Annotated in this window: 20 protein-coding genes and 1 pseudogene; 8 read left to right on the forward strand and 13 right to left on the reverse strand. The window is 60.0% G+C overall.

Annotated elements, in window-relative coordinates:
- Positions 1-93 precede the first annotated feature (93 nt).
- The 4 genes from aspS to PSH81_RS21465 form a co-directional block, all read right to left on the reverse strand.
- Positions 94-1,869, reverse strand: a complete 1,776-nt coding sequence (gene aspS, locus PSH81_RS21450) for an aspartate--tRNA ligase (RefSeq protein ID WP_192299429.1) — start codon at positions 1,867-1,869, stop codon at positions 94-96.
- Positions 1,870-1,976: 107 nt separating this feature from the next.
- Positions 1,977-2,198, reverse strand: a complete 222-nt coding sequence (locus PSH81_RS21455) for an FmdB family zinc ribbon protein (RefSeq protein ID WP_010208103.1) — start codon at positions 2,196-2,198, stop codon at positions 1,977-1,979.
- A 171-nt stretch (positions 2,199-2,369) separates the two neighbouring features.
- Positions 2,370-2,711 carry a ribbon-helix-helix domain-containing protein gene (locus PSH81_RS21460; RefSeq protein ID WP_305391445.1) on the reverse strand — a complete coding sequence of 114 codons (342 nt, stop codon included), beginning with the start codon at positions 2,709-2,711 and terminating at the stop codon, positions 2,370-2,372.
- Between the two features lie 181 nt (positions 2,712-2,892).
- Positions 2,893-3,366, reverse strand: coding sequence for a Dps family protein (locus tag PSH81_RS21465; protein WP_122720393.1), 474 nt, complete (start codon positions 3,364-3,366; stop codon positions 2,893-2,895).
- Between the two features lie 428 nt (positions 3,367-3,794).
- Here PSH81_RS21465 and PSH81_RS21470 point away from each other — a divergent pair, with 428 nt between their 5' ends.
- Complete coding sequence (locus tag PSH81_RS21470) at positions 3,795-4,397, forward strand: cold-shock protein (RefSeq protein ID WP_191956007.1); 603 nt, start codon at positions 3,795-3,797, stop codon at positions 4,395-4,397.
- Positions 4,398-4,468: 71 nt separating this feature from the next.
- On the opposite strand, the gene PSH81_RS21475 is transcribed toward PSH81_RS21470, so the two are convergent.
- A complete protein-coding gene (locus tag PSH81_RS21475; protein ID WP_010208093.1) occupies positions 4,469-4,675 on the reverse strand; it encodes a SlyX family protein in 207 nt (68 codons plus the stop codon).
- Between the two features lie 3 nt (positions 4,676-4,678).
- Entirely contained in the window at positions 4,679-5,104 is a 426-nt protein-coding gene (locus PSH81_RS21480) for an HIT domain-containing protein (protein WP_192299431.1), read from the reverse strand.
- A 733-nt stretch (positions 5,105-5,837) separates the two neighbouring features.
- On the opposite strand from PSH81_RS21480, the gene PSH81_RS21485 reads away from it, so the two are divergent.
- Positions 5,838-7,127, forward strand: coding sequence for an OprD family porin (locus PSH81_RS21485; RefSeq protein WP_192299432.1), 1,290 nt, complete (start codon positions 5,838-5,840; stop codon positions 7,125-7,127).
- Between the two features lie 192 nt (positions 7,128-7,319).
- On the opposite strand, the gene PSH81_RS21490 is transcribed toward PSH81_RS21485, so the two are convergent.
- Together PSH81_RS21490 and PSH81_RS21495 are read right to left on the reverse strand one after the other, a co-directional pair.
- Positions 7,320-8,162 carry a mechanosensitive ion channel family protein gene (locus PSH81_RS21490; RefSeq protein WP_305391446.1) on the reverse strand — a complete coding sequence of 281 codons (843 nt, stop codon included), beginning with the start codon at positions 8,160-8,162 and terminating at the stop codon, positions 7,320-7,322.
- A gap of 136 nt (positions 8,163-8,298) precedes the next feature.
- A complete protein-coding gene (locus tag PSH81_RS21495) occupies positions 8,299-8,784 on the reverse strand; it encodes a YajQ family cyclic di-GMP-binding protein (RefSeq protein ID WP_003175814.1) in 486 nt (161 codons plus the stop codon).
- Between the two features lie 123 nt (positions 8,785-8,907).
- Here PSH81_RS21495 and PSH81_RS21500 point away from each other — a divergent pair, with 123 nt between their 5' ends.
- From PSH81_RS21500 to PSH81_RS21510, 3 genes are read left to right on the forward strand one after another with little or no spacing between them, the layout of a single operon-like run.
- Positions 8,908-9,825 carry a putative 2-dehydropantoate 2-reductase gene (locus PSH81_RS21500; RefSeq protein ID WP_305391447.1) on the forward strand — a complete coding sequence of 306 codons (918 nt, stop codon included), beginning with the start codon at positions 8,908-8,910 and terminating at the stop codon, positions 9,823-9,825.
- Positions 9,826-9,871: 46 nt separating this feature from the next.
- Positions 9,872-11,908: a PAS domain-containing sensor histidine kinase gene (locus tag PSH81_RS21505; protein WP_192299435.1), complete on the forward strand. Its 2,037-nt coding sequence runs from the start codon at positions 9,872-9,874 to the stop codon at positions 11,906-11,908.
- A gap of 2 nt (positions 11,909-11,910) precedes the next feature.
- Positions 11,911-12,489, forward strand: a complete 579-nt coding sequence (locus PSH81_RS21510; RefSeq protein ID WP_226456257.1) for a cob(I)yrinic acid a,c-diamide adenosyltransferase — start codon at positions 11,911-11,913, stop codon at positions 12,487-12,489.
- A 125-nt stretch (positions 12,490-12,614) separates the two neighbouring features.
- On the opposite strand, the gene PSH81_RS21515 is transcribed toward PSH81_RS21510, so the two are convergent.
- The 3 genes from PSH81_RS21515 to secA all read right to left on the reverse strand — a co-directional run bounded on the left by PSH81_RS21515 (position 12,615) and on the right by secA (position 17,657).
- Complete coding sequence (locus tag PSH81_RS21515) at positions 12,615-13,559, reverse strand: Nudix family hydrolase (RefSeq protein WP_305391448.1); 945 nt, start codon at positions 13,557-13,559, stop codon at positions 12,615-12,617.
- Positions 13,560-13,579: 20 nt separating this feature from the next.
- Positions 13,580-14,797 carry a bifunctional glutamate N-acetyltransferase/amino-acid acetyltransferase ArgJ gene (argJ, locus tag PSH81_RS21520; protein ID WP_192299438.1) on the reverse strand — a complete coding sequence of 406 codons (1,218 nt, stop codon included), beginning with the start codon at positions 14,795-14,797 and terminating at the stop codon, positions 13,580-13,582.
- Positions 14,798-14,921: 124 nt separating this feature from the next.
- Positions 14,922-17,657, reverse strand: coding sequence for a preprotein translocase subunit SecA (gene secA / locus PSH81_RS21525; RefSeq protein WP_192299439.1), 2,736 nt, complete (start codon positions 17,655-17,657; stop codon positions 14,922-14,924).
- Positions 17,658-17,962: 305 nt separating this feature from the next.
- On the opposite strand from secA, the gene PSH81_RS21530 reads away from it, so the two are divergent.
- The gene (locus tag PSH81_RS21530; protein ID WP_192299440.1) at positions 17,963-18,418 is read left to right on the forward strand and encodes a DUF721 domain-containing protein; all 456 of its coding nucleotides are present in this window, start codon (positions 17,963-17,965) and stop codon (positions 18,416-18,418) included.
- 4 nt (positions 18,419-18,422) lie between these two features.
- Here the strand turns inward: PSH81_RS21530 and PSH81_RS21535 are convergent, their stop codons facing one another.
- Positions 18,423-19,901 carry a helicase HerA-like domain-containing protein gene (locus tag PSH81_RS21535; protein ID WP_305391449.1) on the reverse strand — a complete coding sequence of 493 codons (1,479 nt, stop codon included), beginning with the start codon at positions 19,899-19,901 and terminating at the stop codon, positions 18,423-18,425.
- A 349-nt stretch (positions 19,902-20,250) separates the two neighbouring features.
- Between PSH81_RS21535 and PSH81_RS27605 the strand changes: the two are divergent.
- Positions 20,251-21,090: pseudogene (locus PSH81_RS27605) on the forward strand (cache domain-containing protein); the annotation flags it as partial.
- 141 nt (positions 21,091-21,231) lie between these two features.
- Positions 21,232-21,996: a methyl-accepting chemotaxis protein gene (locus PSH81_RS27610; RefSeq protein WP_370694924.1), complete on the forward strand. Its 765-nt coding sequence runs from the start codon at positions 21,232-21,234 to the stop codon at positions 21,994-21,996.
- On the opposite strand, the gene PSH81_RS21545 is transcribed toward PSH81_RS27610, so the two are convergent.
- Complete coding sequence (locus tag PSH81_RS21545) at positions 21,919-22,158, reverse strand: hypothetical protein (RefSeq protein ID WP_192299579.1); 240 nt, start codon at positions 22,156-22,158, stop codon at positions 21,919-21,921. The two genes, PSH81_RS27610 and PSH81_RS21545, sit on opposite strands and share 78 nt — an antisense overlap.
- Between the last annotated feature and the right edge of the window lie 72 nt (positions 22,159-22,230).

Here is a 22,230-nt window from a genome sequence, read left to right on the forward strand (position 1 = left end):
CAGGCAGGATGCAACCCTTGTAACGCAAAGGCGCATCCGAAGATGCGCCTTTTTTAGACTGCGTAGAACTCAACGCGCTTTCACGCCGCAGCCTTACTCAGCCTTCGGTGTCTCACGCAGGCGGATGTGCAGTTCGCGCAGTGCCTTGGCATCCACCACACCCGGAGCCTGGGTCATGACGTCCGCAGCGCTCTGGGTTTTCGGGAAGGCGATCACTTCACGGATCGACTGGGCGCCGGTCATCAGCATCACCAGACGGTCCAGGCCGAACGCCAGGCCACCGTGGGGCGGCGCACCGTATTTCAGGGCGTCGAGCAGGAAGCCGAACTTCTCTTCCTGTTCCGCTTCGTTGATGCCCAACAGGCGGAACACCGCTTGCTGCATCTCCTTGCGGTGGATACGGATCGAACCGCCACCCAGCTCAGTACCGTTCAGAACCATGTCGTAGGCGCGGGACAGTGCGCCAGCCGGGTTGGCTTCCAGCTCGGCCGGCGAGCACTTCGGCGCGGTGAACGGGTGGTGCAAGGCGCTGAAGCTGCCGTCGTCGTTCTCTTCGAACATCGGGAAGTCAACGACCCACATCGGGGCCCACTCGCAAGTCAGCAGGTTCAGGTCGTGACCCAGCTTGATCCGCAGCGCGCCCAGGGCTTCGCTGACGATCTTGGCCTTGTCGGCGCCGAAGAACACGATGTCGCCATCGACTGCACCAACGCGATCGAGGATCGCGTTCAGGTTGTCCAACGGGATGTTCTTCACGATCGGCGATTGCAGACCGTCAACACCGTTAGCACGCTCGTTGACCTTGATGTAAGCCAGGCCCTTGGCACCGTAGATGCCGACAAACTTGGTGTAGTCGTCGATCTGCTTGCGCGGCATGCTTGCGCCGCCAGGTACGCGCAGGGCGGCGATACGGCATTTAGGGTCATTGGCCGGGCCGCTGAACACCTTGAAGTCGACTTCCTTCAGTTGGTCGGCCACGTCTACCAGTTCCAGCGGGTTGCGCAGGTCTGGCTTGTCGGAACCGTAGCGGCGCATGGCTTCTTCGAAGGTCATGTGCGGGAAATCGCCGAACTCCAGATCCAGCACTTCCTTGAACAGGTTGCGGATCATTTTTTCGGTCAGGCCCATGATCTCGTTTTCATCGAGGAAGCTGGTCTCGATGTCGATCTGGGTGAATTCGGGCTGGCGATCGGCGCGCAGGTCTTCGTCGCGGAAGCACTTGGCGATCTGGTAGTAACGGTCGAAGCCAGCGACCATCAGCAGTTGCTTGAACAGCTGTGGCGATTGCGGCAGGGCGAAGAACGAACCGGCATGGGTACGGCTCGGCACCAGGTAGTCGCGCGCGCCTTCCGGGGTGGCCCGGGTCAGGATCGGCGTTTCCACGTCCAGGAAGCCGTTCTCGTCGAGGAAACGGCGGATGCTGGTGGTCATGCGCGAACGCAGGCGCAGCTTCTCGGCCATTTCCGGACGACGCAGGTCCAGGAAGCGGTAGCGCAGGCGGGTTTCTTCGCCCACGTCGGAGTATTCGTTGAGTGGGAACGGCGGGGTTTCCGACTCGTTCAGCACTTCCAGTTCATAGCCCAGCACTTCAATCGCACCGGAGGCCATGTTCGCGTTCACGGCACCGGCCGGACGCAGGCGAACCTTGCCGGTGATCTTCACGACGTATTCGCTGCGCACGCGGTCGGCGGCGGCGAAGCTTTCGGCGCGGTCCGGGTCGAACACCACCTGGGCCAGACCATCACGATCACGGATATCGAGGAAGATCACCCCGCCGTGGTCGCGGCGACGGTGAACCCATCCGCAAAGGGTGATTTCCTGACCATCCAGGGTCTCGTTCAGTTGGCCGCAATAGTGGCTGCGCATCATGGTAGTGGTTTCACTTCTCGTAATTCGAAATTCGGTGGAGGCCTGCCTCGTCACCGTACATTAAAGCAGGGGACGGATAATGCAGGAGCCTGCGCGTAGAGTTCAACTCAGTCTGCTTTGTCGCCGCCCGCCAGATTCTTCTTCGAGCCGGTCTTGAAATCGGTCTCGTACCAGCCGCTGCCACTCAGGCGAAAGCCCGGCATGGACAACATCTTCTTGAGTTCCGGCGCCTGGCAGGCTGGGCAATCGACCAACGGTGCTGCGCTGATCTTCTGAATGGCTTCCAACTGATGACCACAGGAAGCACATTGATAGTCGTACATGGGCATGGCGATGTCTCGGCGATCAGATCATTACTGCGCCACGCCTGGCCCTTGGAGAACAGCCCCGGCCTGCGCAGCAAAGCGCGGGATTATATATGGTAAATCAAGGCAGCGCAGCCGGCTTTCTGCCCTAAGCACGGCCCGCCAGGGCAGCGGGTCGTCCTCGGGGCCGCCGTGCTACTCGGGGTTCGGCGGCACAACCTGGCCCTTCAATGCGTGAACCACACACACCACACGGACCAGACCACTGAAGTTCTTCACCCCCCCGTAACGCAAATGCACTTCCCGATCGACATACGACAGCAACGCACTGACCGAACAGGCATTGATCCTGGCAATTTCCGTGAGGATATTCCAATAGATCTGCTCAAGCCGCAGGCACGTGGAAAACCCATTGAGCCTGACCGATCGGGACAAGGGCTTGGACAGCCCCATGTCGAACCCCTTTGCAAAGGGATCGACCTTTATCTTATGGAAACCACAGGCCTCCATCACTCCATTACCCACTCCGCGTGACATACACCTGACACTCCATTGCCAAACAACAGCCCACGGGGTACTCCCGTTGGACAGTGGGCCTATAAAACAGCAGGACGAGCGGAGCGGCCAGAAGACGCGGAGTTGATAGTCGTAGGACAACGCCAGGAAGCGCAGGGAAACAAGCGAGCGGCGCCAGGGTGGCGCCGCTCGAAGCAGGTATCTACTGGTTTTCGAGCAGGGAACGCAACATCCACGCGGTCTTCTCGTGGACCTGCATGCGCTGGGTCAGCAGGTCGGCAGTCGGCTCATCGCTGACCTTGTCGAGCAATGGAAAAATGCCACGCGCGGTACGAGTGACCGCCTCCTGGCCCGCCACCAGCTGCTTGATCATCTCTTCAGCGCTGGGCACGCCTTCCTCCTCCTTGATGGAAGACAGGCGAGCATAGATCGAATAGGCACCCGGCGCCGGGAAACCCAGGGCACGGATACGTTCGGCAATGGAATCCACCGCCAGCGCCAGTTCGTTGTACTGCTCCTCAAACATCAAGTGCAGCGTACGAAACATGGGGCCCGTGACGTTCCAGTGGAAGTTGTGGGTCTTCAGATACAGTACGTAGGTATCGGACAGCAGACGCGAAAGCCCATCGACGATGGATTTACGGTCTGCTTCACTGATACCAATATCGATTGCCATGTTTTTCCCCTTCAATTGACGAGCGTTCATTGATCAGGTGCAGGACCACTCTAGCAAGAGACCCGGTGTTGTGCAGCCCGACACACCCCGGTGACCTGCGGCAAATCGCCCCTCTGCCGCTCGCCAGGCCGCGTGGGGCAAGCGCTACAGCGCTCAGGCAGACTCTTGAAATACCCCTCAAAACACCCAAACCTGTCTAGGACAAGCGTTTGCCGCATAAACGCCGCGTCTCCCGCAACACCCGCAAATGCTTGATTTGAGTAGGCACAGCCTTTGCTGTTAAATAGGCGGCGTGTGGCTGCCGTTAATGTTTGCGGCACGTTACATAGGCTGATACCCGCGCACGTGCTCAACGCCTCCCATTGTTCAGAAGCGAACCGTGCCAGTCAGCTCTTCCTTGTGATCCGTCTTAACGTGAGTTAATCAAAATGTTGAAAATCGTCCACCTGCTAACGGGCGTTGCAGCTTTGCTGCTGTCCTTTATCCCGAGCCTGCAGCCTGAAAGCCTGCCCTACCTGCAACAATATGACGCTCTGTACCTGGCCTTGTTCGGCCTTCTTAACCTGACGCTGGCACCGGTGATCCCTTACTGGAACAAAGGCACACGTCATCAACTGCAAAACCTGGTCAGCGCACTGCTGGTACTGACCGTTGTCGTACAAACCCTCACCCTCCTGGCACCCATGCCTGAAGTCGGTGGCCACCCGGCCATCCTGCTCAGCCTGGTAATTGCCGTGGTTGCCATCGTTCTGCACCTGGCAATCAGTTTCTACCGTTCGTCGCCTGCAGCCGCTTCGCAAAACTACGACATGACCAACCGCGATACCGGGACGGTCAAGTGGTTCAACACGTCCAAGGGCTTCGGCTTTATTTCTCGTGATTCGGGCGACGACATCTTCGTCCACTTCCGGGCCATTCGCGGCGAAGGCCATCGTGTCCTGGTGGAAGGCCAGCGCGTGGAGTTCTCCGTGATGAACCGCGACAAAGGCCTGCAAGCCGAAGACGTGATTGCGGCCCTGCCGCGTCGCTGATCCACGCCTTCGCAGCAAAAAAAACCGCGATCCAGTGCAGACTGGATCGCGGTTTTTTATTGCGCGCCTGTTTAGTAATGAGGCGGCGGCGCTTCTTCTTCGGAGGTCTCGAACTGGCCGCCCATTTCTTCCTGGCGCTTGAGCAGTGCCGTCATCTGCAATTGCAAACGCTCGACCGCCCGTTGCTGGGTGACAAGGATGTCATTGAGGGTTTCGATAGTATCGTCCTGAAAGGCCAGGCGGCTTTCCAGGTCGTTGACGCGGTCTTGCAGATCCATGGTTCAGCCCTGGGTAAAGATGAAGTCGGCAGGCAACAGCGTGCGCAACCTGGCGCGAATGGCCGCAACCTGCTCCGCGGTATATGGCACGGCGGGGTGTTTGCCCCACACCGGCGCAGGCCAGGCAGCGTCATCGCGCTTGCGCACGATCACATGCACGTGCAGCTGACTGACCACGTTACCAAGGGCGCCGATATTCATCTTGTCCGCCGCCAGGCCTTCATTGAGAAGTTGCGCCAGGGCTGTGGTCTCTTGCCACAGCGTCTGCTGATCGGCGACACCCAGTTGAAACACTTCGCTGATACCGTTGATACGCGGCACAAGAATGAACCACGGGTAATTCGAATCATTGGACAGCAGCAGGCGGCACAAGGGGAAATCCCCGAGGGTCAGCGTATCTTGTTGCAGGCGTTGGTCTAAGGCGAACACCGCGGGCACTCCGTATTGGCAGGTCAGTTTCAGGCGCCCAGCATACCTTCGAATGGCCCGCCATGCAGAAGGTGCGATGCAACCCGAGAAAAACAACTGCACCTTTTCGATGCAGGCGGATATTTCAACTACGCTAAGACGGGCCTCAGCGGGACGCACCAAAATGACCCACTTGTGCCTCAAAGCGATCCGCCGTTTACCCACTCGCGGGGTGAACCGGTAACGTTTTGCTCTGGAGCAAGTTTTGCGCGGCCCCGTTCAGGTGTAATGGCCCGGCGTCAAGCCCAAACCAAACGGCGTAAAAACCCCGTGCTTATGCGGTTTTTACATTGAGATAACGGCTTTCACGAAAAAATGACATTCGGTTACCGGTTTGTGCACGCTTGTTGCATTCAACCTCACATCGTCGACAACGACACCCGCCTGGAAGCAGGTGTTACGCGATAAGAACAGCAGCGTTTCAATGTTTAACCAGGAAGAATCCAAACTTTTAAAAAGCTTGGAAACAGCATTGAAGTTGTCAGTCCCGCTACATTCAGGACTGTGAATTTGCGACATGGATCTAGCAATTTGCGACAGCCTCGTAAAGAAGCTGAAAGGAAAGATAGGCAAGTATCGCCAAGTATTGTCAGCGTGATATAACTTTGCGCCGACACAAAAAGAAAGAGCCGCCCAGACAAAAATACAGGTGGGACGGCAGTACTCTTCCTAAAAACCAAAGGAGCAAATCACGATGCGCGTGATGAAGTGGAGCATGATCGCCCTGGCTGTTTCAGCAGGCACCTCGCAGTTCGCAATGGCGTCCGCCCAGGACGACTCCAAGGGCTTTATCGAAGACAGCACGGCCAGCATTCTGACCCGCGCCCTGTACTTCAGCCGTGACCGCCGTAACCACGATGCGACTCAAAGCCGTATCGAAGAAACCGGTCTTGGTTTCCACGGCCTGTTCAGCTCGGGTTACACCCAAGGCACCATCGGTGTCGGTGTAGACGTGATCGGCCTGCTGGGCGTCAAACTCGACAGCGGCAAGGGTCGCGCCGGTACCGGCCTGTTCCCTCAAGGCTCCGACGGCCGTTCGGAAGACGACTATTCCAAAGGCGGCGCTGCCGTTAAGTTCCGTATCTCCAACACGGTCCTGAAGGTCGGCGATCAATACACCACCGCTCCAGTATTCGCCTCCGATGACAGCCGCTTGCTGCCGGAACTGCCGCAAGGCGTTTCCATCACCAGCACCGACATCAAAGATCTGAAACTGGAAGCCGGTCACTTCACCTCGATCGTTGCCCAGGACCAGACCTACAAGGACAGTATCAGCAGCTCCGAGCCTGGCTCCAAGCGTGGCCTGCGTGATGCCAACTTCGTCGGCGGCGTTTACTCCTGGACCCCAGAGTTCACCACCAGCCTCTACTACTCGAAAGTGGAAGATTACTGGAAGAAGATCTACGCCAACGTGAACTGGACCCACGCCCTGAGCGATGACCAATCCGTAGCCGTAGACTTCAACATCTACGACACCAAGAGCGAAGGTGCTGGCCTGGTACGTTCCGACAAGGACGGCAGCAAGCTCGACAACCGTGCGTTCAGCTTGCAGGGTGCTTACACCCTCGGCGCTCACACCTTCACCCTGGCAGCCCAGAAAGTCACCGGCGACGGCCAATACGCCTACGGCGTAGACGGCGGCGGCACGATCTTCCTGGCCAACTCCATCGCCCGTTCCGACTTCAACGCCGAAGGTGAGAAGTCCTACCAGGCTCGTTATGACCTCAACATGGCTACCTTCGGTATCCCTGGCCTGAGCTTCATGACCCGTTACGTGAAAGGTACCGGCGCCAACATCGCCAGCACCAGCAACGGTAAAGAGTGGGAACGCGACATCGAAGCCAAATACGTGATCCAGAGCGGTCCAGCCAAAGACCTGAGCCTGCGCGTACGTCAAGCGACCTATCGTTCGTCTGATCAGGTTTACTCGGGTTCGCTCGATGAACTGCGTCTGATCGCGCAATACCCGCTGAACATCCTGTAATTGATTGCTTGATTACAACGATGACGTAAGGCTTCGGCCTTAAATAAAAAGCCGCTCCCCTGCAAACAAGGGAGCGGCTTTTTTATTGCAGTATTGTTTCAGCGGATAAATAACTAGCAAGCTAACTAACGAGATTAAACTCGCAGCTTCGAACCTGACCTTTCAGCCAAGTTCGGCGCAATTGACCTGGCATTATTTAGCTGCAGTTTCCTGCATCACACGAATAACCCGCTGTGGAAACGGAATATCAATCCCCGCCGCTTTCAAACGGTCACGGGCAAGTTCATTGAACATGAACATCACATCCCAATAGTCCGCTGTCTTGGTCCAGCAACGCAGGGACACAGTGATAGAGCTGTCGCCCAAGGTCGAAACCACCGCCACCGCGGCCGGGTCTGCCAGCACGCGCGGGTCTTTCGCCAGTTCCAGCAGTACCTCACGGGCCTTCTGCAGGTCGGCGTCATAATCCACACCCACATCAAATACCACCTTGCGGGTCGGCTGACGGTTGGTGTTGGTGATGATGCCGTTGGACAGGCTGCCGTTCGGGATGATCACCGTCTTGTTGTCGCCGGTGCGCAGCACGGTGTGGAAGATCTGGATGCTGTCGACCGTACCCGAAGTACCCTGGGCTTCAATCCAGTCACCAATGCGGAACGGGCGGAACAGCAGAATCAGCACGCCGCCGGCGAAGTTCGCCAGGCTGCCCTGCAATGCCAGGCCGATGGCCAGAGTCGCGGCACCAATCGCGGCGACGAACGAGGTGGTTGCCACGCCGATCATCGACGCCACGTTGACCATCAGCATGACTTTCAGCGCGATGTTGGCCAGGTTGGTGATGAAGTGTTGCAGGGCCAGGTCCGCATTGCGCAGAGCCAGCAGGCGCCCCACACGGTGGGTCAACATGTTGATCAGCCACCAGCCGATGGCCAGGGTGAGGACGGCCAGCAGCACCCGGCTGCCGTATTCCATGATCATCGGGACCCACGACTGCGAGGTCTTGATCAAGTGATCCATTTCAGCGTTCAAATCCATGTAGCTTCTCCTATGTGGCGGATGTGCGGCTTTATTGACTGCCTAAAAACGCAAATGAGCCCCGTAGGGCTCAAGTGTAGGCACGGATTCTGGGGCGTGGGACGTCAAAAACGCCCCCAGGTTCCGCGATGTGCCATCAGTCGCGGAAGTTATTGAACTGCAGCGGCATGTCGAAGGTCTTGGCGCGCAGGGCCGCGATGGCCTCTTGCAGGTCGTCACGCTTCTTGCCGGTGACACGCACCTGCTCGCCCTGGATGGCAGCCTGGACCTTGAGCTTGGCATCCTTGATATGAGCGACGATCTTCTTCGCCAGCTCCTTGTCGATGCCTTCCTTGAGCACGGCTTCCTGTTTCATCAGCTTGCCGGAGGCGTAGGCGTCCTTGATTTCAAGGCACTGCGCATCGATCTTGCGCTTGACCAGCGACAGCTTGAGGATCTCGATCATCGCTTCCAGCTGGAAATCGGCTTCAGCGGTCAGGTTGACGGTCAGTTCCTTTTCCTTGAATTCGAAGCTGCCCTTGCCTTTCAAGTCATAGCGACGGTCCAGTTCCTTGACGGCGTTCTCGACGGCGTTGGTGACTTCGTGTTTGTCCAGTTCGGATACCACGTCGAACGAAGGCATGTCATTTCTCCAATATAAGGGGCGGGCTCAGTAGAGATGGAGCGCGCCCGAGCTAAAATGCCGGAGCATTATAGCGGTTCTTTCGCCTCGTTCACTGCGGGCGACCCTACGGAGCAAAATCTGATGTCGACCACCTGGCATATTCTCGGCGCCGGCAGCCTTGGCACCCTCTGGGCCACGCGGCTGGCCCGTGCGGGCGTGCCCGTGCGGTTGATCCTGCGCGATGCGGCACGCCTGGCCAGCTATCAGGCGACGCCTGGTCTGACCCTGGTGGAGCATGATGTGGCACACACCTACCCGGTGATCGCCGAAACGCCCGACAGCCCAGAGCCAATCCGTCGCCTGCTGGTGGCGTGCAAAGCCTACGACGCGCAAAGCGCCGTCGCACAGCTGCAACATCGGCTAGCGCCAGACGCCGAACTGATCCTGCTGCAGAACGGCCTCGGCAGCCAGGACGCCGTTGCCACCCAGTTGCCCCAGGCCCGCTGCATCTATGCCTCCAGCACCGAAGGCGCGTTTCGCGACGGCGACTGGCGTGTGGTGTTCGCCGGCCACGGCTACACCTGGCTGGGTGACGCCAGGCATCCCACCCCGCCGCTGTGGCTGGAAGACCTACAGGCCGCAGGAATCCCTCACGAATGGAGCACCGACATCCTCACCCGCCTGTGGCGCAAGCTCGCACTCAACTGTGCGATAAATCCGCTGACGGTGCTTTACCAATGCCGCAACGGCGGCTTGCAGGCCCACGCCTGTGAGGTCGCGACCCTCTGCGCGGAATTGAGCGAGTTGCTCGAATGCTGCGGCCAGCCCGTCGCCGCACAAGACCTGCACAGCGAGGTGGTACGGGTAATCCAGGCGACTGCAGCCAATTACTCCTCGATGTACCAAGACGTGGCCAACGCCCGGCGCACCGAAATCAGCTACCTGTTGGGCTATGCTTGCCAGGCGGCGGCCCGTCACCAATTGAATCTGCCGCACCTGCAACAAGTGCAAATGCGCCTGGTCGAGCAGTTGCATGCACGCGGATTGCCCCGCGACTGAACCACGCGCTACCCTGCCCGCCTGTCTATCACCTGGGAAAACCCTGATGCCGCTGCGCCAGCGTCTTGAAAATCTACCGGTCGGGCAGAAACTGCTCGCCGCCCTGCTGGTGCTGCTGACCACTGTATTGCTGGTGGCCAACCTCACGTTTATCAGCGCCGCCTACTGGATCTCCCAGGAGAGCATGGCCCCCCAGGCACTCCAAGCCATCGGTCGGTTGGTCTCCAACCCGGCCCTGGCCGCCGAAGCCCTGGAATCCCCGGCCAAAGCCGACGCCCTGCTCAACGAGCTGACCAGCTACTCACCGCTGCGCGCCGCCGCCCTGTATGACAGCGAAGGCAACCGCCTGGCGCAATTGCAACATGGCGACCGCCTGCACCTGCCGGACAACTACCGGCATATCGAGGCCTGGCGCGCCACCGAGTTTCGCAGCAACCAGGTCATCACCCTGCCCCGTCCGGGCCAGCCATCCGGGCATTTGCTGCTGGTCGCCAGCAGCGAGCTGCCGGTAGCGTTCTATACCGGCACCTTGACCGCGAGCCTGGGCATCCTGATTTTCAGTGTGCTGTTGTGGTTGGTCATCGCCCGGCAGATCAAACGCCTGATCACCCGGCCGATCCATGAGTTGGAAGAACTGTCGCGCCAGGTTACCCGCGAAGAGAACTACGCCTTGCGTGCCGGGCGCGGCAACCACGATGAAATCGGCAGCCTGGCCGAAGCCTTCAACACCATGCTGTCGCGCATCGAAGCCCGCGAGCAGCAGCTCAAGCGCGCGCGGGACGACTCCCAGGAAGCCTACGCCCAAGCCCAGGGCCTGGCCGAAGAAACCCGCCACACCAACCGCAAGCTGGAACTCGAAGTACAGGTGCGCAGCAAGATCGAGAAAAAGCTCACGGGTTTCCAGAACTACCTCAATAGCATCATCGACTCCATGCCGTCGGCCCTGATCGCCCTCGACGAACAGCTCTACGTCACCCAGTGGAACCAGGAGGCCAGCGCGCTCTCCGGCACACGCCTGGATGAAGCGCTGAACCAACCGATCTTCCTTGCGTTCCAGCCGCTCAAGCCATACCTGCCGCAGATCAAGGCCACAGTGGAACAGCACACCGTGGAACGCATCGAGCGCGTTACCTGGATCAAGGACGACGAGCCCAAACACTACGCCCTGACCTTCTACCCGCTGATGGGCGGCGCCGGGCGCGGGGTGGTGATCCGCATCGACGACATCACCCAGCGCCTGTCCCTGGAAGAAATGATGGTGCAGTCGGAGAAAATGCTTTCGGTCGGCGGGCTGGCCGCCGGCATGGCCCATGAGATCAACAACCCACTGGGGGCGATCCTGCATAACGTGCAGAACATCCGCCGCCGCTTGTCACCGGACCTGCCCAAGAACCTCGAACACGCCGAACAGGTCGGCGTCGAGTTGGACACGGTGAACCGCTACCTGCAAAGCCGTGAAGTGCCGCAACTACTCGACGGCATCCAGCAGGCCGGCGCGCGCGCAGCGAAAATCGTGACCCACATGCTCAGTTTCAGTCGCCGCAGCAACCGGCAGATGGCGCCCTGCGACCTGCCCGCGCTGATCGATCAAGCCGTGGAAATCGCTGGCAATGATTTCGACCTGACCATCGGCTTCGACTTCAAGGGCCAGGCCATCGTCCGCCAGTTCGACCCGCAACTGGGCCCCGTGCCCGGCACCGCCAACGAGCTTGAGCAAGTGTTGCTCAACCTGCTCAAGAACGCCGCCCAGGCCATTCACCTGCGTGAAGACGACCGCGAGCCCGGACGCATCATCCTGCGCACGCGCCTCAACCCACCGTGGGCGGAGATCCAGGTGGAAGACAACGGCATCGGCATGAGCGAAAACGTGCGCAAACGCACGTTCGAGCCGTTCTTCACCACCAAGGAAATCGGCCAGGGCACCGGGCTTGGACTATCGGTGTCGTACTTCATCATCACCAACAACCACAAGGGCCAGATGGAAGTGCAATCGACCCTCGGCCAAGGCACTTGCTTCACCTTGCGCCTACCCCTGGCGGGCAGCCAACTGCCGCCTTACGAACTCACCCAACTGGAGCAATGACCATGGGCTTTCGCCTGTCGAAGATCTACACCCGCACCGGCGACAAGGGCGAAACCGGCCTCGGTGACGGCCGCCGCGTGCCCAAGGACCACCCGCGCGTGGAGGCGATTGGCGAGGTGGATACGCTCAATAGTCAACTGGGGCTATTGCTGGCCAATCTGGAAGAACAGAGCGGCAAACACCCACAACTCAAAGATGTGATCGAAGTGCTTACGCCGTGCCAGCATCGCTTGTTTGACCTTGGCGGTGAACTGGCCATGCCAGTGTACAAGGCGCTGAATGCGGCGGAAGTGGACCGATTGGAAGCGGCGATTGATCGTTGGAACGAGGAGGTCGGGCCGCTGGAAAACTTCATCCTGCCCGGTGGCTCGGCGTTGATCGCCCAGGCACACGTGTGCCGCAGCCTGGCGCGTAGTGCCGAGCGGCGGTGTCAGCAGTTGAATGGGATTGAGCCACTGGATGGCGTGGGGTTGGCGTATATCAATCGGTTGTCGGATTTGTTGTTCGTGGCGGCGCGGATTATTGCCAAACGCCAGGGTGTTGCTGAGGTTTTGTGGCAGGCAGCCGCTAAACCCCATTGATTAATCAGTGCCGGATCTGACGCCTTCGCGAGCAAGCCCGCTCCCACATTCGACCGCATTCTCATGTCGGAACTCGGTCAAGTGTGGGAGCGGGCTTGCTCGCGAAGAGGCCAGTCAGAACCGCATCAAACCTCAGGCCAGAATGCCCGGATCCCGGCCACACCCTGAGCCCCAGCGCCCCAAGCCTTTTCCCGCGCGGCCGGCCCAACCCCACCCAGCAGAAACACCGGCTTGCTGAAGCCGCTGATCAACTGCGCGGCCTGCTCCCAACCCAACGGCTGCGCGTCAGGATGAGTCTGGGTCGGTTGCACCGGCGACAGCGTGACAAAATCCACATCCATCAATTCCGCCAGCGCCAGCTCTTCAGCGTTGTGGCACGACGCCGCCAACCAACGATCTTTAGGCAGCGGTCGACCTTTGCTGGCGTATTTACGCAATTGCGCCGAGGTCATGTGCCAGCCGGCTGAAGGAAAATCCCCCAACCATTCGAACGGGCCCTTGAGCATCAATTGCGCCTTGCCGGCACACAGGCCAACCGCATCCACCGCCAGGTCACGATATTTGGGATCGTAGCCGTTGGGCGCACGCAGTTGGACCAGCTTGATGCCGCCGGCAATGGCTTTCTGAAGGCCACGCAACAGCGTCGGTGTTTCCAGCTCACCAGGAGTGATCAGGTACTCGGCAGGCAAACGCGCCGCAGCCACAATCGGCGCATTGGCCGCCGGGAACTCATAGTTCGGCAGGTCCCGGGGCGCCACCCATTCCAGCGGTTGCCCTTCCACACCATGGGGCTCGCCGGTAAAGGCCGAGACTTCCCAGACATCCAGCAACACCTGCTTGTCCGGGTAGTCATGCTGCACCTGGATCAGCGGCCGCGCCGTGGTGACCTGGATACCCAGTTCTTCCTGCAATTCGCGGGACAGCGCGGTGGCGACCGACTCATCGGCCTCCACCTTGCCACCGGGAAACTCCCAGAGGCCGCCCTGATGCTGAGTGTCTGCGCGGCGCGCCAGCAAAATCCTGCCATCGACACCGCGGATCACCGCTGCTGCTACATGCACTCGTTTCACCGCGTTCATCCTCTCTGCGATCAGGTGCGGTATTCCGCGTTGATCTTCACGTACTCGTGGGACAGGTCAGTGGTCCAGATGGTTTCGCTGCAATCGCCGCGACCCAGCTCGATGCGGATGGTGATTTCTTCCTGCTGCATCACGGCCGAGCCCTGGGCTTCGGTGTAGGTTTCGGCACGCGCGCCACGGCTGGCGATGCAGACGTCACCGAGGAACACGTCGATCTTGCTCACGTCCAGGTCTGGCACGCCGGCACGACCGACGGCCGCAAGGATACGGCCCCAGTTGGGGTCGGAAGCAAACAGTGCGGTCTTGATCAGCGGCGAGTGCGCCACGGTGTAGCCCACGTCCAGGCATTCCTGGTGATTGCCGCCGCCGTTGACTTCTACGGTGACGAACTTGGTTGCGCCTTCGCCGTCACGCACGATGGCCTGGGCCACGTCCATGCACACTTCGAACACCGCCTGCTTCAACGCCGCGAACAGCGGGCCGCTGGCCTCGGTGATCTCCGGCAGGTTGGCCTGGCCGGTGGCGATCAGCATGCAGCAGTCGTTGGTCGAGGTGTCGCCATCGATGGTGATGCGGTTGAACGACTTGTTGGCGCCGTCGAGGATCAGGCTATGCAACACGTCGCGGGAGACTTTGGCGTCGGTGGCAATGTAGCCGAGCATGGTGGCCATGTTCGGACGGATCATGCCCGCGCCCTTGCTGATGCCGGTCACGGTGACGGTCACGCCATCATGCACGAACTGGCGGCTGGCGCCTTTTGGCAGGGTGTCGGTGGTCATGATGCCGGTGGCGGCGGCGGCCCAGTTATCCACAGACAGGTCGTCCAGCGCGGCTTGCAGTGCGCCTTCGATCTTCTCGACGGGCAGCGGCTCGCCGATCACGCCGGTGGAGTACGGCAGCACTTGGCTGGCGTCCACGCCAGTCAGTTGGGCCAGCTTGGCGCAGGTACGCGCAGCCGCTACCAGGCCAGGCTCGCCGGTGCCGGCGTTGGCGTTGCCAGTGTTGGTCAGCAGGTAACGGATAGTCCCGGCAACACGCTGCTTGGCCAGGATCACCGGCGCAGCGCAGAACGCGTTGAGGGTGAACACACCGGCGACGGTCGAGCCTTCGGCACAGCGCATCACCACCACATCCTTGCGCCCTGGGCGTTTGATGCCGGCCGAAGCGATACCGAGTTCAAAACCGGCAACCGGGTGCAAAGTGGGCAAAGGACCAAGACCAACAGCCATGAATGCGCTCCTTAAAAAATAGGTGATGTCTGTGCCGTCGTAAGCGACGGTGAAATTAATGGCAAAACGCCGCGACGGCACAGGCCGGTCGCGGCGCAAGGTGTTGCAGCGTCAGGGCGAAATCTTATTCGATCTGGCCGTGGCAGTGTTTGAACTTCTTGCCCGAACCGCAGTAGCACAGCTCGTTGCGGCCCAGTTTCTGGTCGTTGCGAACCGGGGTTTGAGCCAAGGCCACATCGACCTCTTCGCCCAACACCTCTGGGGCGTCCAGGCCCGGCGCTTCGTCGTGCTGGAACTGCATGCGCGCAGCCAGTGCCTCGGCTTCCTGGCGCAGGCGAGCTTCTTCCTCGATCGGGTCTTCGCGACGCACCTGAACGTGGGACAGCACGCGAATCGAATCGCGCTTGATCGAATCCAACAGTTCGGAGAACAGCGTGAACGACTCGCGCTTGTACTCCTGCTTCGGGTTCTTCTGGGCGTAGCCGCGCAGGTGGATGCCGTGACGCAAGTGGTCCATGGTCGACAGGTGGTCTTTCCACAGGTCGTCCAGCACGCGCAGTACGATTTGCTTCTCGAAGGTGCGCAGTGCTTCGGCACTCGCCTGCTCTTCTTTCTCGTTGTACGCGGCCAGCAATTCGGCCATCAGTTTTTCGCGCAGGGTTTCTTCGTACAGGTGGTCGTCTTCGTCCAGCCATTGCTGAACCGGCAGATCCACGCCGAAATCGCTCTTCAACGCTGCTTCCAGACCGGCCACATCCCACTGCTCAGGCAGCGACTGTGGCGGAATGTGCGCGCTGACAGTGGCGTTGAGCACGTCCTGACGGAAATCGGCGATGGTCTCGCCAATGTTGTCGGCGGCCAGCAACGTGTTACGCATGTGATAGATCACTTTACGCTGTTCGTTGTTGACGTCATCGAACTCGAGCAGTTGCTTACGAATATCGAAGTTGCGCCCTTCAACCTTGCGCTGCGCCTTCTCGATGGCGTTGGTCACCATACGGTGCTCGATCGCTTCACCGGACTGCATGCCCAGGGCCTTCATGAAGTTCTTCACGCGGTCCGAGGCGAAGATGCGCATCAGGCTGTCTTCCAGGGACAGGTAGAAGCGGCTGGAGCCGGCGTCACCCTGGCGACCGGCACGGCCACGCAGCTGGTTGTCGATACGGCGCGATTCGTGACGCTCGGAAGCGATCACCTGCAAGCCACCGGATTCCAGCACGGCCTGGTGGCGCTTCTGCCAGTCGGCCTTGATCTGGGCGATCTGCTCGGGGCTCGGATTGTCCAGGGCCGCGACTTCCACTTCCCAGTTGCCGCCCAACAGGATGTCGGTACCACGACCCGCCATGTTGGTGGCGATGGTCAGTGCGCCTGGGCGACCGGCCTGGGCGATGATCTCGGCTTCTTTTTCGTGGAACTTGGCGTTGAGGACCTTGTGCTCGATGCCTTCCTTGTTGAGCAGGTTGGACACATGCTCGGAAGTCTCGATGGTGGCGGTACCCACCAGGATTGGACGGCCCTTGGCCATGCCGTCCTTGATGTCGTTGATGATCGCCGCGTACTTCTCTTCGGCGGTCAGGAACACCAGGTCGTTGTAGTCCTTACGCGCCAGTGGCTTGTTCGGCGGGATAACCACCACCGACAGACCGTAGATCTGGTGGAATTCGAACGCTTCGGTGTCGGCCGTACCGGTCATGCCGGACAGTTTGTTGTACAGACGGAAGTAGTTCTGGAAGGTGGTGGACGCCAACGTCTGGCTTTCAGCCTGGATGTTGAGGTGTTCCTTCGCTTCGATGGCCTGGTGCAGGCCTTCGGACAGACGGCGGCCTGGCATGGTACGGCCGGTGTGCTCGTCGACCAGCACGACCTGGCCGTCCTGCACGATGTATTCAACGTTGCGATGGAACAGCTTGTGGGCACGCAGCCCGGCATACACGTGGGTCAACAGGCCCAGGTTGTGCGCCGAGTACAGGCTTTCACCCTCGGCCAGCTCGCCGATCTGGGTCAGCATTTCTTCGACGAACTGGTGACCGGCTTCGTTGAGTTCGACCTGGCGGGTCTTCTCGTCGATGGTGAAATGACCTTCTTTGGTCACCACGCCTTCGACTTCCTCGATGTGCTGCTCCAGGCGCGGGATCAACTTGTTGATCTCGGTGTACAGGCGCGAGCTGTCTTCGGCCTGGCCAGAGATGATCAGCGGGGTACGGGCTTCGTCGATGAGGATGGAGTCGACTTCGTCGATCACGGCAAAGTTGAGTTCGCGCTGGAATTTTTCTTCCATGCTGAACGCCATGTTGTCGCGCAGGTAGTCGAAACCGAATTCGTTGTTGGTGCCGTAGGTGATGTCGGCGGCGTAGGCGGCGCGTTTCTCTTCCGGCGGCTGGAACGGCGTGACAACGCCGACGGTCAGGCCGAGGAATTCATACAGCGGGCGCATCCAGTTGGCGTCCCGGCGAGCCAGGTAGTCGTTCACCGTCACAACGTGCACGCCCTTGCCGGACAGTGCGTTGAGGTAAACACCCAGCGTTGCCACCAGGGTCTTGCCTTCACCGGTACGCATTTCGGCAATCATGCCTTCATGCAAGGTCATGCCGCCGATCAACTGGACGTCGAAGTGGCGCATGCCCATGACACGCTTGCCGGCTTCACGGGCGACCGCAAAGGCTTCGGGAAGCAGCTTGTCGAGGGTTTCACCTTTGGCTATGCGGGCCTTGAACTCTTCGGTCTTGGCGCGCAATTGCTCGTCCGAAAGGGCAACCATCTGCTCTTCGAAGGCATTGACCAGCTGCACCGTCTTGAGCATGCGTTTGACTTCGCGCTCATTCTTGCTTCCAAAAAGTTTCTTTAACAAAGGCGCAAACATATCGGCAGGTTCTTCCACACATAGGGATGGAGGGCGCACCGTGAGTGGCCCGAGCAGCCCTCACGGCCGCATGCGAACGCGCATTCTACCCGGAATCGTGGGTGAGGAAAGTGGCGTTGTTCCCCGATGCAGGCATGGGGCGGTGAGAGGGCTTGTTTAAAATAAGGGCTTTTACCGGACTTTCAACCCATGGAGCACAGAAGTTAACTATTGATTTCACGGGCTTTACCCCTTCAGCGCATGGCTTGGGGGCGTACAGGCGCTTTCTGCTAAGATGGCCGCTCTGTTACTTTAGGTGTCCAATAATGGCATTTCGCCCCCTTACAGCCCGCGCTCCCGGCGCGTTGCTTCGCGAAGCCAAGCCGTTGAAAGCCATCTTTGGCCATGCACAACGCCTGGGCCATCTGCAGCGCCTGGTCGAAAGCCAACTGCAACCGGCCGCACGTGAACATTGTCATGTGGCGTCGTGGCGCGAGGGCAACCTGCTACTCATTGTCACAGATGGCCATTGGGCCACCCGCCTGCGCTATCAACAGAAGCGCCTGCAACGCCAATTGATGGCATTTGATGAGTTCGCCAGCCTGACGCGCATCCAGTTCAAGGTGCAACCGCCCACTGTCCAGCAGGGCGCGGTGGGGCACACCATGGATTTGTCGGAAAACGCGGCCGAAACCATTCAGGCAACGGCCGACGGGATCAGCGATCCAGGCCTGCGCGCAGCGCTTGAGCGGCTCGCCGCCCACGCCAAGCCCAAGGCCTGAGCCGTTACTTGCGCTTGCTGCCGCCAAGCAACGACCCCAGCAACCCCCGCACCAGCTGCCGCCCCATCTGATTGGCAGCCTGCTGCATGGCGGATTTCAACGCCTTGCCCGCTGCCGTTCCCAGAAACGCTCCGGCCTTGTCGGTAAAACTCGGCTCTTCTTCGGCCGGCTTGGCCTCCTCGGTCGGCCCCAGCTCCTTGCGCGCCATCAGCACTTCGTAGGCTGATTCGCGATCGATCGGCTTGTCATAGCGCCCCTGCAACGGCGAACTGGCGATCAATGCCACGCGTTCAACCTCGCTCAACGGCCCGATCCGCGATTGCGGCGGCGCAACCAACACGCGCTGGACGACTTCCGGCGTGCCTTTTTCCTGCAAGGTGCCCACCAACGCCTCACCCGTGCCCAACTCGGTCAACACCGCCAGAGCATCGAACGCGGGGTTCGGTCGGAAACCATCTGCCACCGCCCGCAGAGACTTCTGCTCTTTGGTGGTGAACGCGCGCAGGCCGTGCTGGATACGCAGGCCGAGCTGCGCGAGCACCGTGTCCGGCAGGTCACCCGGGGACTGGGTGACGAAATACACCCCTACCCCTTTCGAACGAATCAACCGCACCACCTGCTCCAAGCGCTCTTGCAGGGCCCTGGGCGTGTCGGCGAACAACAAATGCGCCTCATCGAAAAACAGCGCCAGCAGCGGTTTGTCTGCATCGCCACGCTCTGGCAGTTGTTCGAACAACTCCGCCAGCAGCCACAACAGGAACGTCGCGTAGACCTTCGGCGCCTCGTGTACCAGGCGGCTGGCGTCCAGCAGGTGGATGCGCCCCCGTCCGTCGCTGGCGGGTTGCAGAATATCTTCAAGTTGCAGGGCCGGTTCGCCAAACAAGGCTTCGGCGCCCTGCTGCTCCAACACCGCCAGGCGCCGTAACAGCGCCTGGCTGGAGCCGGTGGTCATCAGCGCGGCATCGTCGCCCAGCAACTCCGGGTGATAACGCAAGTGGTTGAGCAGCGCCTTGAGGTCCTTCAAGTCCAGCAGCAACAGACCTTCGCGGTCGGCCATCTTGAATGTCGCGTAGAGCGCCGATTGTTGGCTGTCCGTCAGCTCCAACAGGGCGCCAAGCAACAACGGGCCCATTTCGCTGATGGTGGTACGCAAAGGATGACCAGACTGCCCGTGTATATCCCACAACGTGACCGGATAAGCCTTGGCCGTGTAGTTAAGGAAAGGCATGCCGGCAATGCGCTCGACCACTTTGCCCTGGGGGTTGGCGGCGGCACCCAGGCCACACAGATCGCCCTTGATGTCAGCGGCAAACACCGCCACACCGGCATCGCTGAACGCCTCGGCCAGACGCTGCAAGGTGACGGTCTTGCCCGTGCCGGTGGCACCGGCGATAAGCCCGTGGCGATTGCCCAGGCGCATGGCCTGGGCGATGGGCTGGCCTTCAAGGTCTGCGCCGATCAGGAGTTGCGTGGAGTCAGACATTTTGTCTCCCATGATTAAGCTTTAATAACGCGAGGTCGATACAGACAGATGTGAGACCCACAAAGTCTAAAAATAGGTCAGATAATTCCCACAGGAGCCAGCGGAGCTATCACAAGCAATATCACACCTTTTTTGACGCTGCCATTCTGCGCCTCCCACAAGGACGCGCATCGGATATTAAGACCTTAGCGGACCCCTACAAGCCATGAATAAAAATCTACGCTTCAGCCATAAAATCCTGCTTGCAGCCTCCCTTATAGTCGTCGCCGCATTCGCGCTGTTTACCCTCTACAACGACTACCTGCAACGCAACGCCATTCGCAACGACCTCAACAGCTACCTGAATGAAATGGGCGACGTCACCGCAGGCAACATTCAAACCTGGCTCACCGGGCGCATTGCCCTGGTGGAAAACGCCGCACAGAACATCGCCATCAACCCCGAGCCGAGTGTGGTCGGCAGCCTGCTGGATCAGAAAACCCTGACCTCCTCGTTCATGGCAACCTACGTAGGCGACAGCACGGGCGCCTTCACCATCCGCCCCGACACCAAAATGCCGGACGGCTTCGACCCCCGCGTTCGCCCCTGGTACAAGGGCGCCCAGAGCAGTAACGGTTCGACCCTGACCGAACCCTACATCGACGCCGCTACTGGCAAATTGATCATTTCCATCGCCACCCCCAGCATCAAGTCCGGCCAAAGCATCGGCGTCGTGGGCGGTGACCTGAGCCTGCAAACCCTGGTGGACAACATTGGCGCGCTGGACCTGGGCGGCATGGGCTACGCCTTCCTGGTCAGTGCCGACGGCAAGGTCCTGGTGCACCCGGACAAAAACCTGGTGATGAAGACCCTGGCCGACGTCTACCCCAAAAACACCCCGAAAATCAGCAGCGACTTCAGCGAGGTCGAGGCCAACGGCAAGGACAACATCGTCACCTTCACACCGATCAAAGGCTTGCCGTCGGTGAACTGGTATCTCGGAATTTCGGTGGATAAAGACAAAGCCTTCGCCATGCTCAGCGAATTTCGCACCTCGGCGGTGATCGCCACCCTCATTGCCGTGGTGATCATCATCGCCCTGCTTGGCATGCTGATCCGTGTGCTGCTGCAACCGTTGCACCTGATGACCCGCGCCATGCAGGACATCGCCGATGGCGAAGGCGACCTGACGCGCCGCCTGACCATCCAGAACCACGACGAATTCGGCACCCTGGGCAACGCGTTCAACCGCTTCGTCGAGCGTATTCATACGTCGATCCGCGAAGTGTCCTCGGCCACCGGGCAGGTCAATGAAGTGGCCCTGCGTGTGGTCAGCGCGTCCAACTCATCAATGGTCAATTCCGACGAACAGGCCAACCGCACCAACAGCGTGGCTGCCGCCATCAATCAACTGGGGGCCGCCGCCCAGGAAATCGCCCGTAACGCCGCGCAGGCCTCCAGCCAGGCCAGCGATGCGCGCAGCCTGGCGGAAGATGGTCAGCAAGTGGTGGAGCGCAACATCAAGGCGATGACGCAGCTATCGGCGATGATCAGCGCTTCGAGCACCAATATCGAAGCACTTAACAGCAAAACGGTGAACATCGGGCAAATTCTCGAAGTCATCACCAGCATCTCCCAGCAAACCAACCTGCTGGCGCTCAACGCCGCCATCGAAGCCGCCCGCGCCGGGGAAGCTGGCCGTGGCTTTGCCGTGGTCGCCGATGAAGTGCGCAACCTGGCCCATCGCACCCAGGAATCGGCGCAACAGGTGCAAACCATGATCGAAGAGCTGCAAGTCGGTGCACGGGACTCGGTCAGTACCATGAGCGAAAGCCAGCGTCACAGCCAGGACAGCGTGGAGATTGCCAACCTCGCTGGCGAACGCCTGAACAGCGTGACCCAACGTATCGGCGAAATCGACGGCATGAACCAGTCGGTCGCCACCGCTACCGAGGAACAGACCTCGGTGGTGGAGTCGATCAACATGGACATCACCGAGATCAACACCCTCAACCAGGAAGGTGTGGAAAACCTGCAGTCAACCTTGCGTGCCTGTGCCGACCTTGAGCAACAGGCCGGGCGGCTCAAGCAGTTGGTCGGCAGCTTCCGCATCTGACCCGTGTGCAGGCTTGCCCTGCTCACGCGCCCACAGTTCGGCGGCACCGGGAAAATCGGTGCCGTCCTCACTGTCGAGGTCATCCGGGTCATAGCGGCTCAAACAACCCTCCCCCAGCGTCGCCGGGGCTTTGGATGTGGCTTTGTCCAACGGATCGCTCATGGTCCACTCCTTGAGGGCAGGCAAAAAAAAGGGCCTGGGACGATTTAACGCCCAGGCCCTTCATTCTTCAAT

The organism is Pseudomonas sp. FP2335 (assembly GCF_030687535.1).
Classification (GTDB): domain Bacteria; phylum Pseudomonadota; class Gammaproteobacteria; order Pseudomonadales; family Pseudomonadaceae; genus Aquipseudomonas.

Coding starts and splice junctions, on each gene's coding strand:
- PSH81_RS21470 (WP_191956007.1), top strand. CDS start 3,795: ATGTTGAAAATCGTCCACCTGCTAACGGGCGTTGCAGCTTTGCTGCTG.
- argJ (WP_192299438.1), bottom strand. CDS start 14,797: ATGGCTGTTGGTCTTGGTCCTTTGCCCACTTTGCACCCGGTTGCCGGT.
- PSH81_RS21530 (WP_192299440.1), top strand. CDS start 17,963: ATGGCATTTCGCCCCCTTACAGCCCGCGCTCCCGGCGCGTTGCTTCGC.
- secA (WP_192299439.1), bottom strand. CDS start 17,657: ATGTTTGCGCCTTTGTTAAAGAAACTTTTTGGAAGCAAGAATGAGCGC.
- PSH81_RS21475 (WP_010208093.1), bottom strand. CDS start 4,675: ATGGATCTGCAAGACCGCGTCAACGACCTGGAAAGCCGCCTGGCCTTT.
- PSH81_RS21460 (WP_305391445.1), bottom strand. CDS start 2,711: ATGTCACGCGGAGTGGGTAATGGAGTGATGGAGGCCTGTGGTTTCCAT.
- aspS (WP_192299429.1), bottom strand. CDS start 1,869: ATGATGCGCAGCCACTATTGCGGCCAACTGAACGAGACCCTGGATGGT.
- PSH81_RS21535 (WP_305391449.1), bottom strand. CDS start 19,901: ATGTCTGACTCCACGCAACTCCTGATCGGCGCAGACCTTGAAGGCCAG.
- PSH81_RS21485 (WP_192299432.1), top strand. CDS start 5,838: ATGCGCGTGATGAAGTGGAGCATGATCGCCCTGGCTGTTTCAGCAGGC.
- PSH81_RS21510 (WP_226456257.1), top strand. CDS start 11,911: ATGGGCTTTCGCCTGTCGAAGATCTACACCCGCACCGGCGACAAGGGC.
- PSH81_RS21500 (WP_305391447.1), top strand. CDS start 8,908: ATGTCGACCACCTGGCATATTCTCGGCGCCGGCAGCCTTGGCACCCTC.
- PSH81_RS21490 (WP_305391446.1), bottom strand. CDS start 8,162: ATGGATTTGAACGCTGAAATGGATCACTTGATCAAGACCTCGCAGTCG.
- PSH81_RS21545 (WP_192299579.1), bottom strand. CDS start 22,158: ATGAGCGATCCGTTGGACAAAGCCACATCCAAAGCCCCGGCGACGCTG.
- PSH81_RS21505 (WP_192299435.1), top strand. CDS start 9,872: ATGCCGCTGCGCCAGCGTCTTGAAAATCTACCGGTCGGGCAGAAACTG.
- PSH81_RS21495 (WP_003175814.1), bottom strand. CDS start 8,784: ATGCCTTCGTTCGACGTGGTATCCGAACTGGACAAACACGAAGTCACC.
- PSH81_RS27610 (WP_370694924.1), top strand. CDS start 21,232: ATGGTCAATTCCGACGAACAGGCCAACCGCACCAACAGCGTGGCTGCC.
- PSH81_RS21465 (WP_122720393.1), bottom strand. CDS start 3,366: ATGGCAATCGATATTGGTATCAGTGAAGCAGACCGTAAATCCATCGTC.
- PSH81_RS21455 (WP_010208103.1), bottom strand. CDS start 2,198: ATGCCCATGTACGACTATCAATGTGCTTCCTGTGGTCATCAGTTGGAA.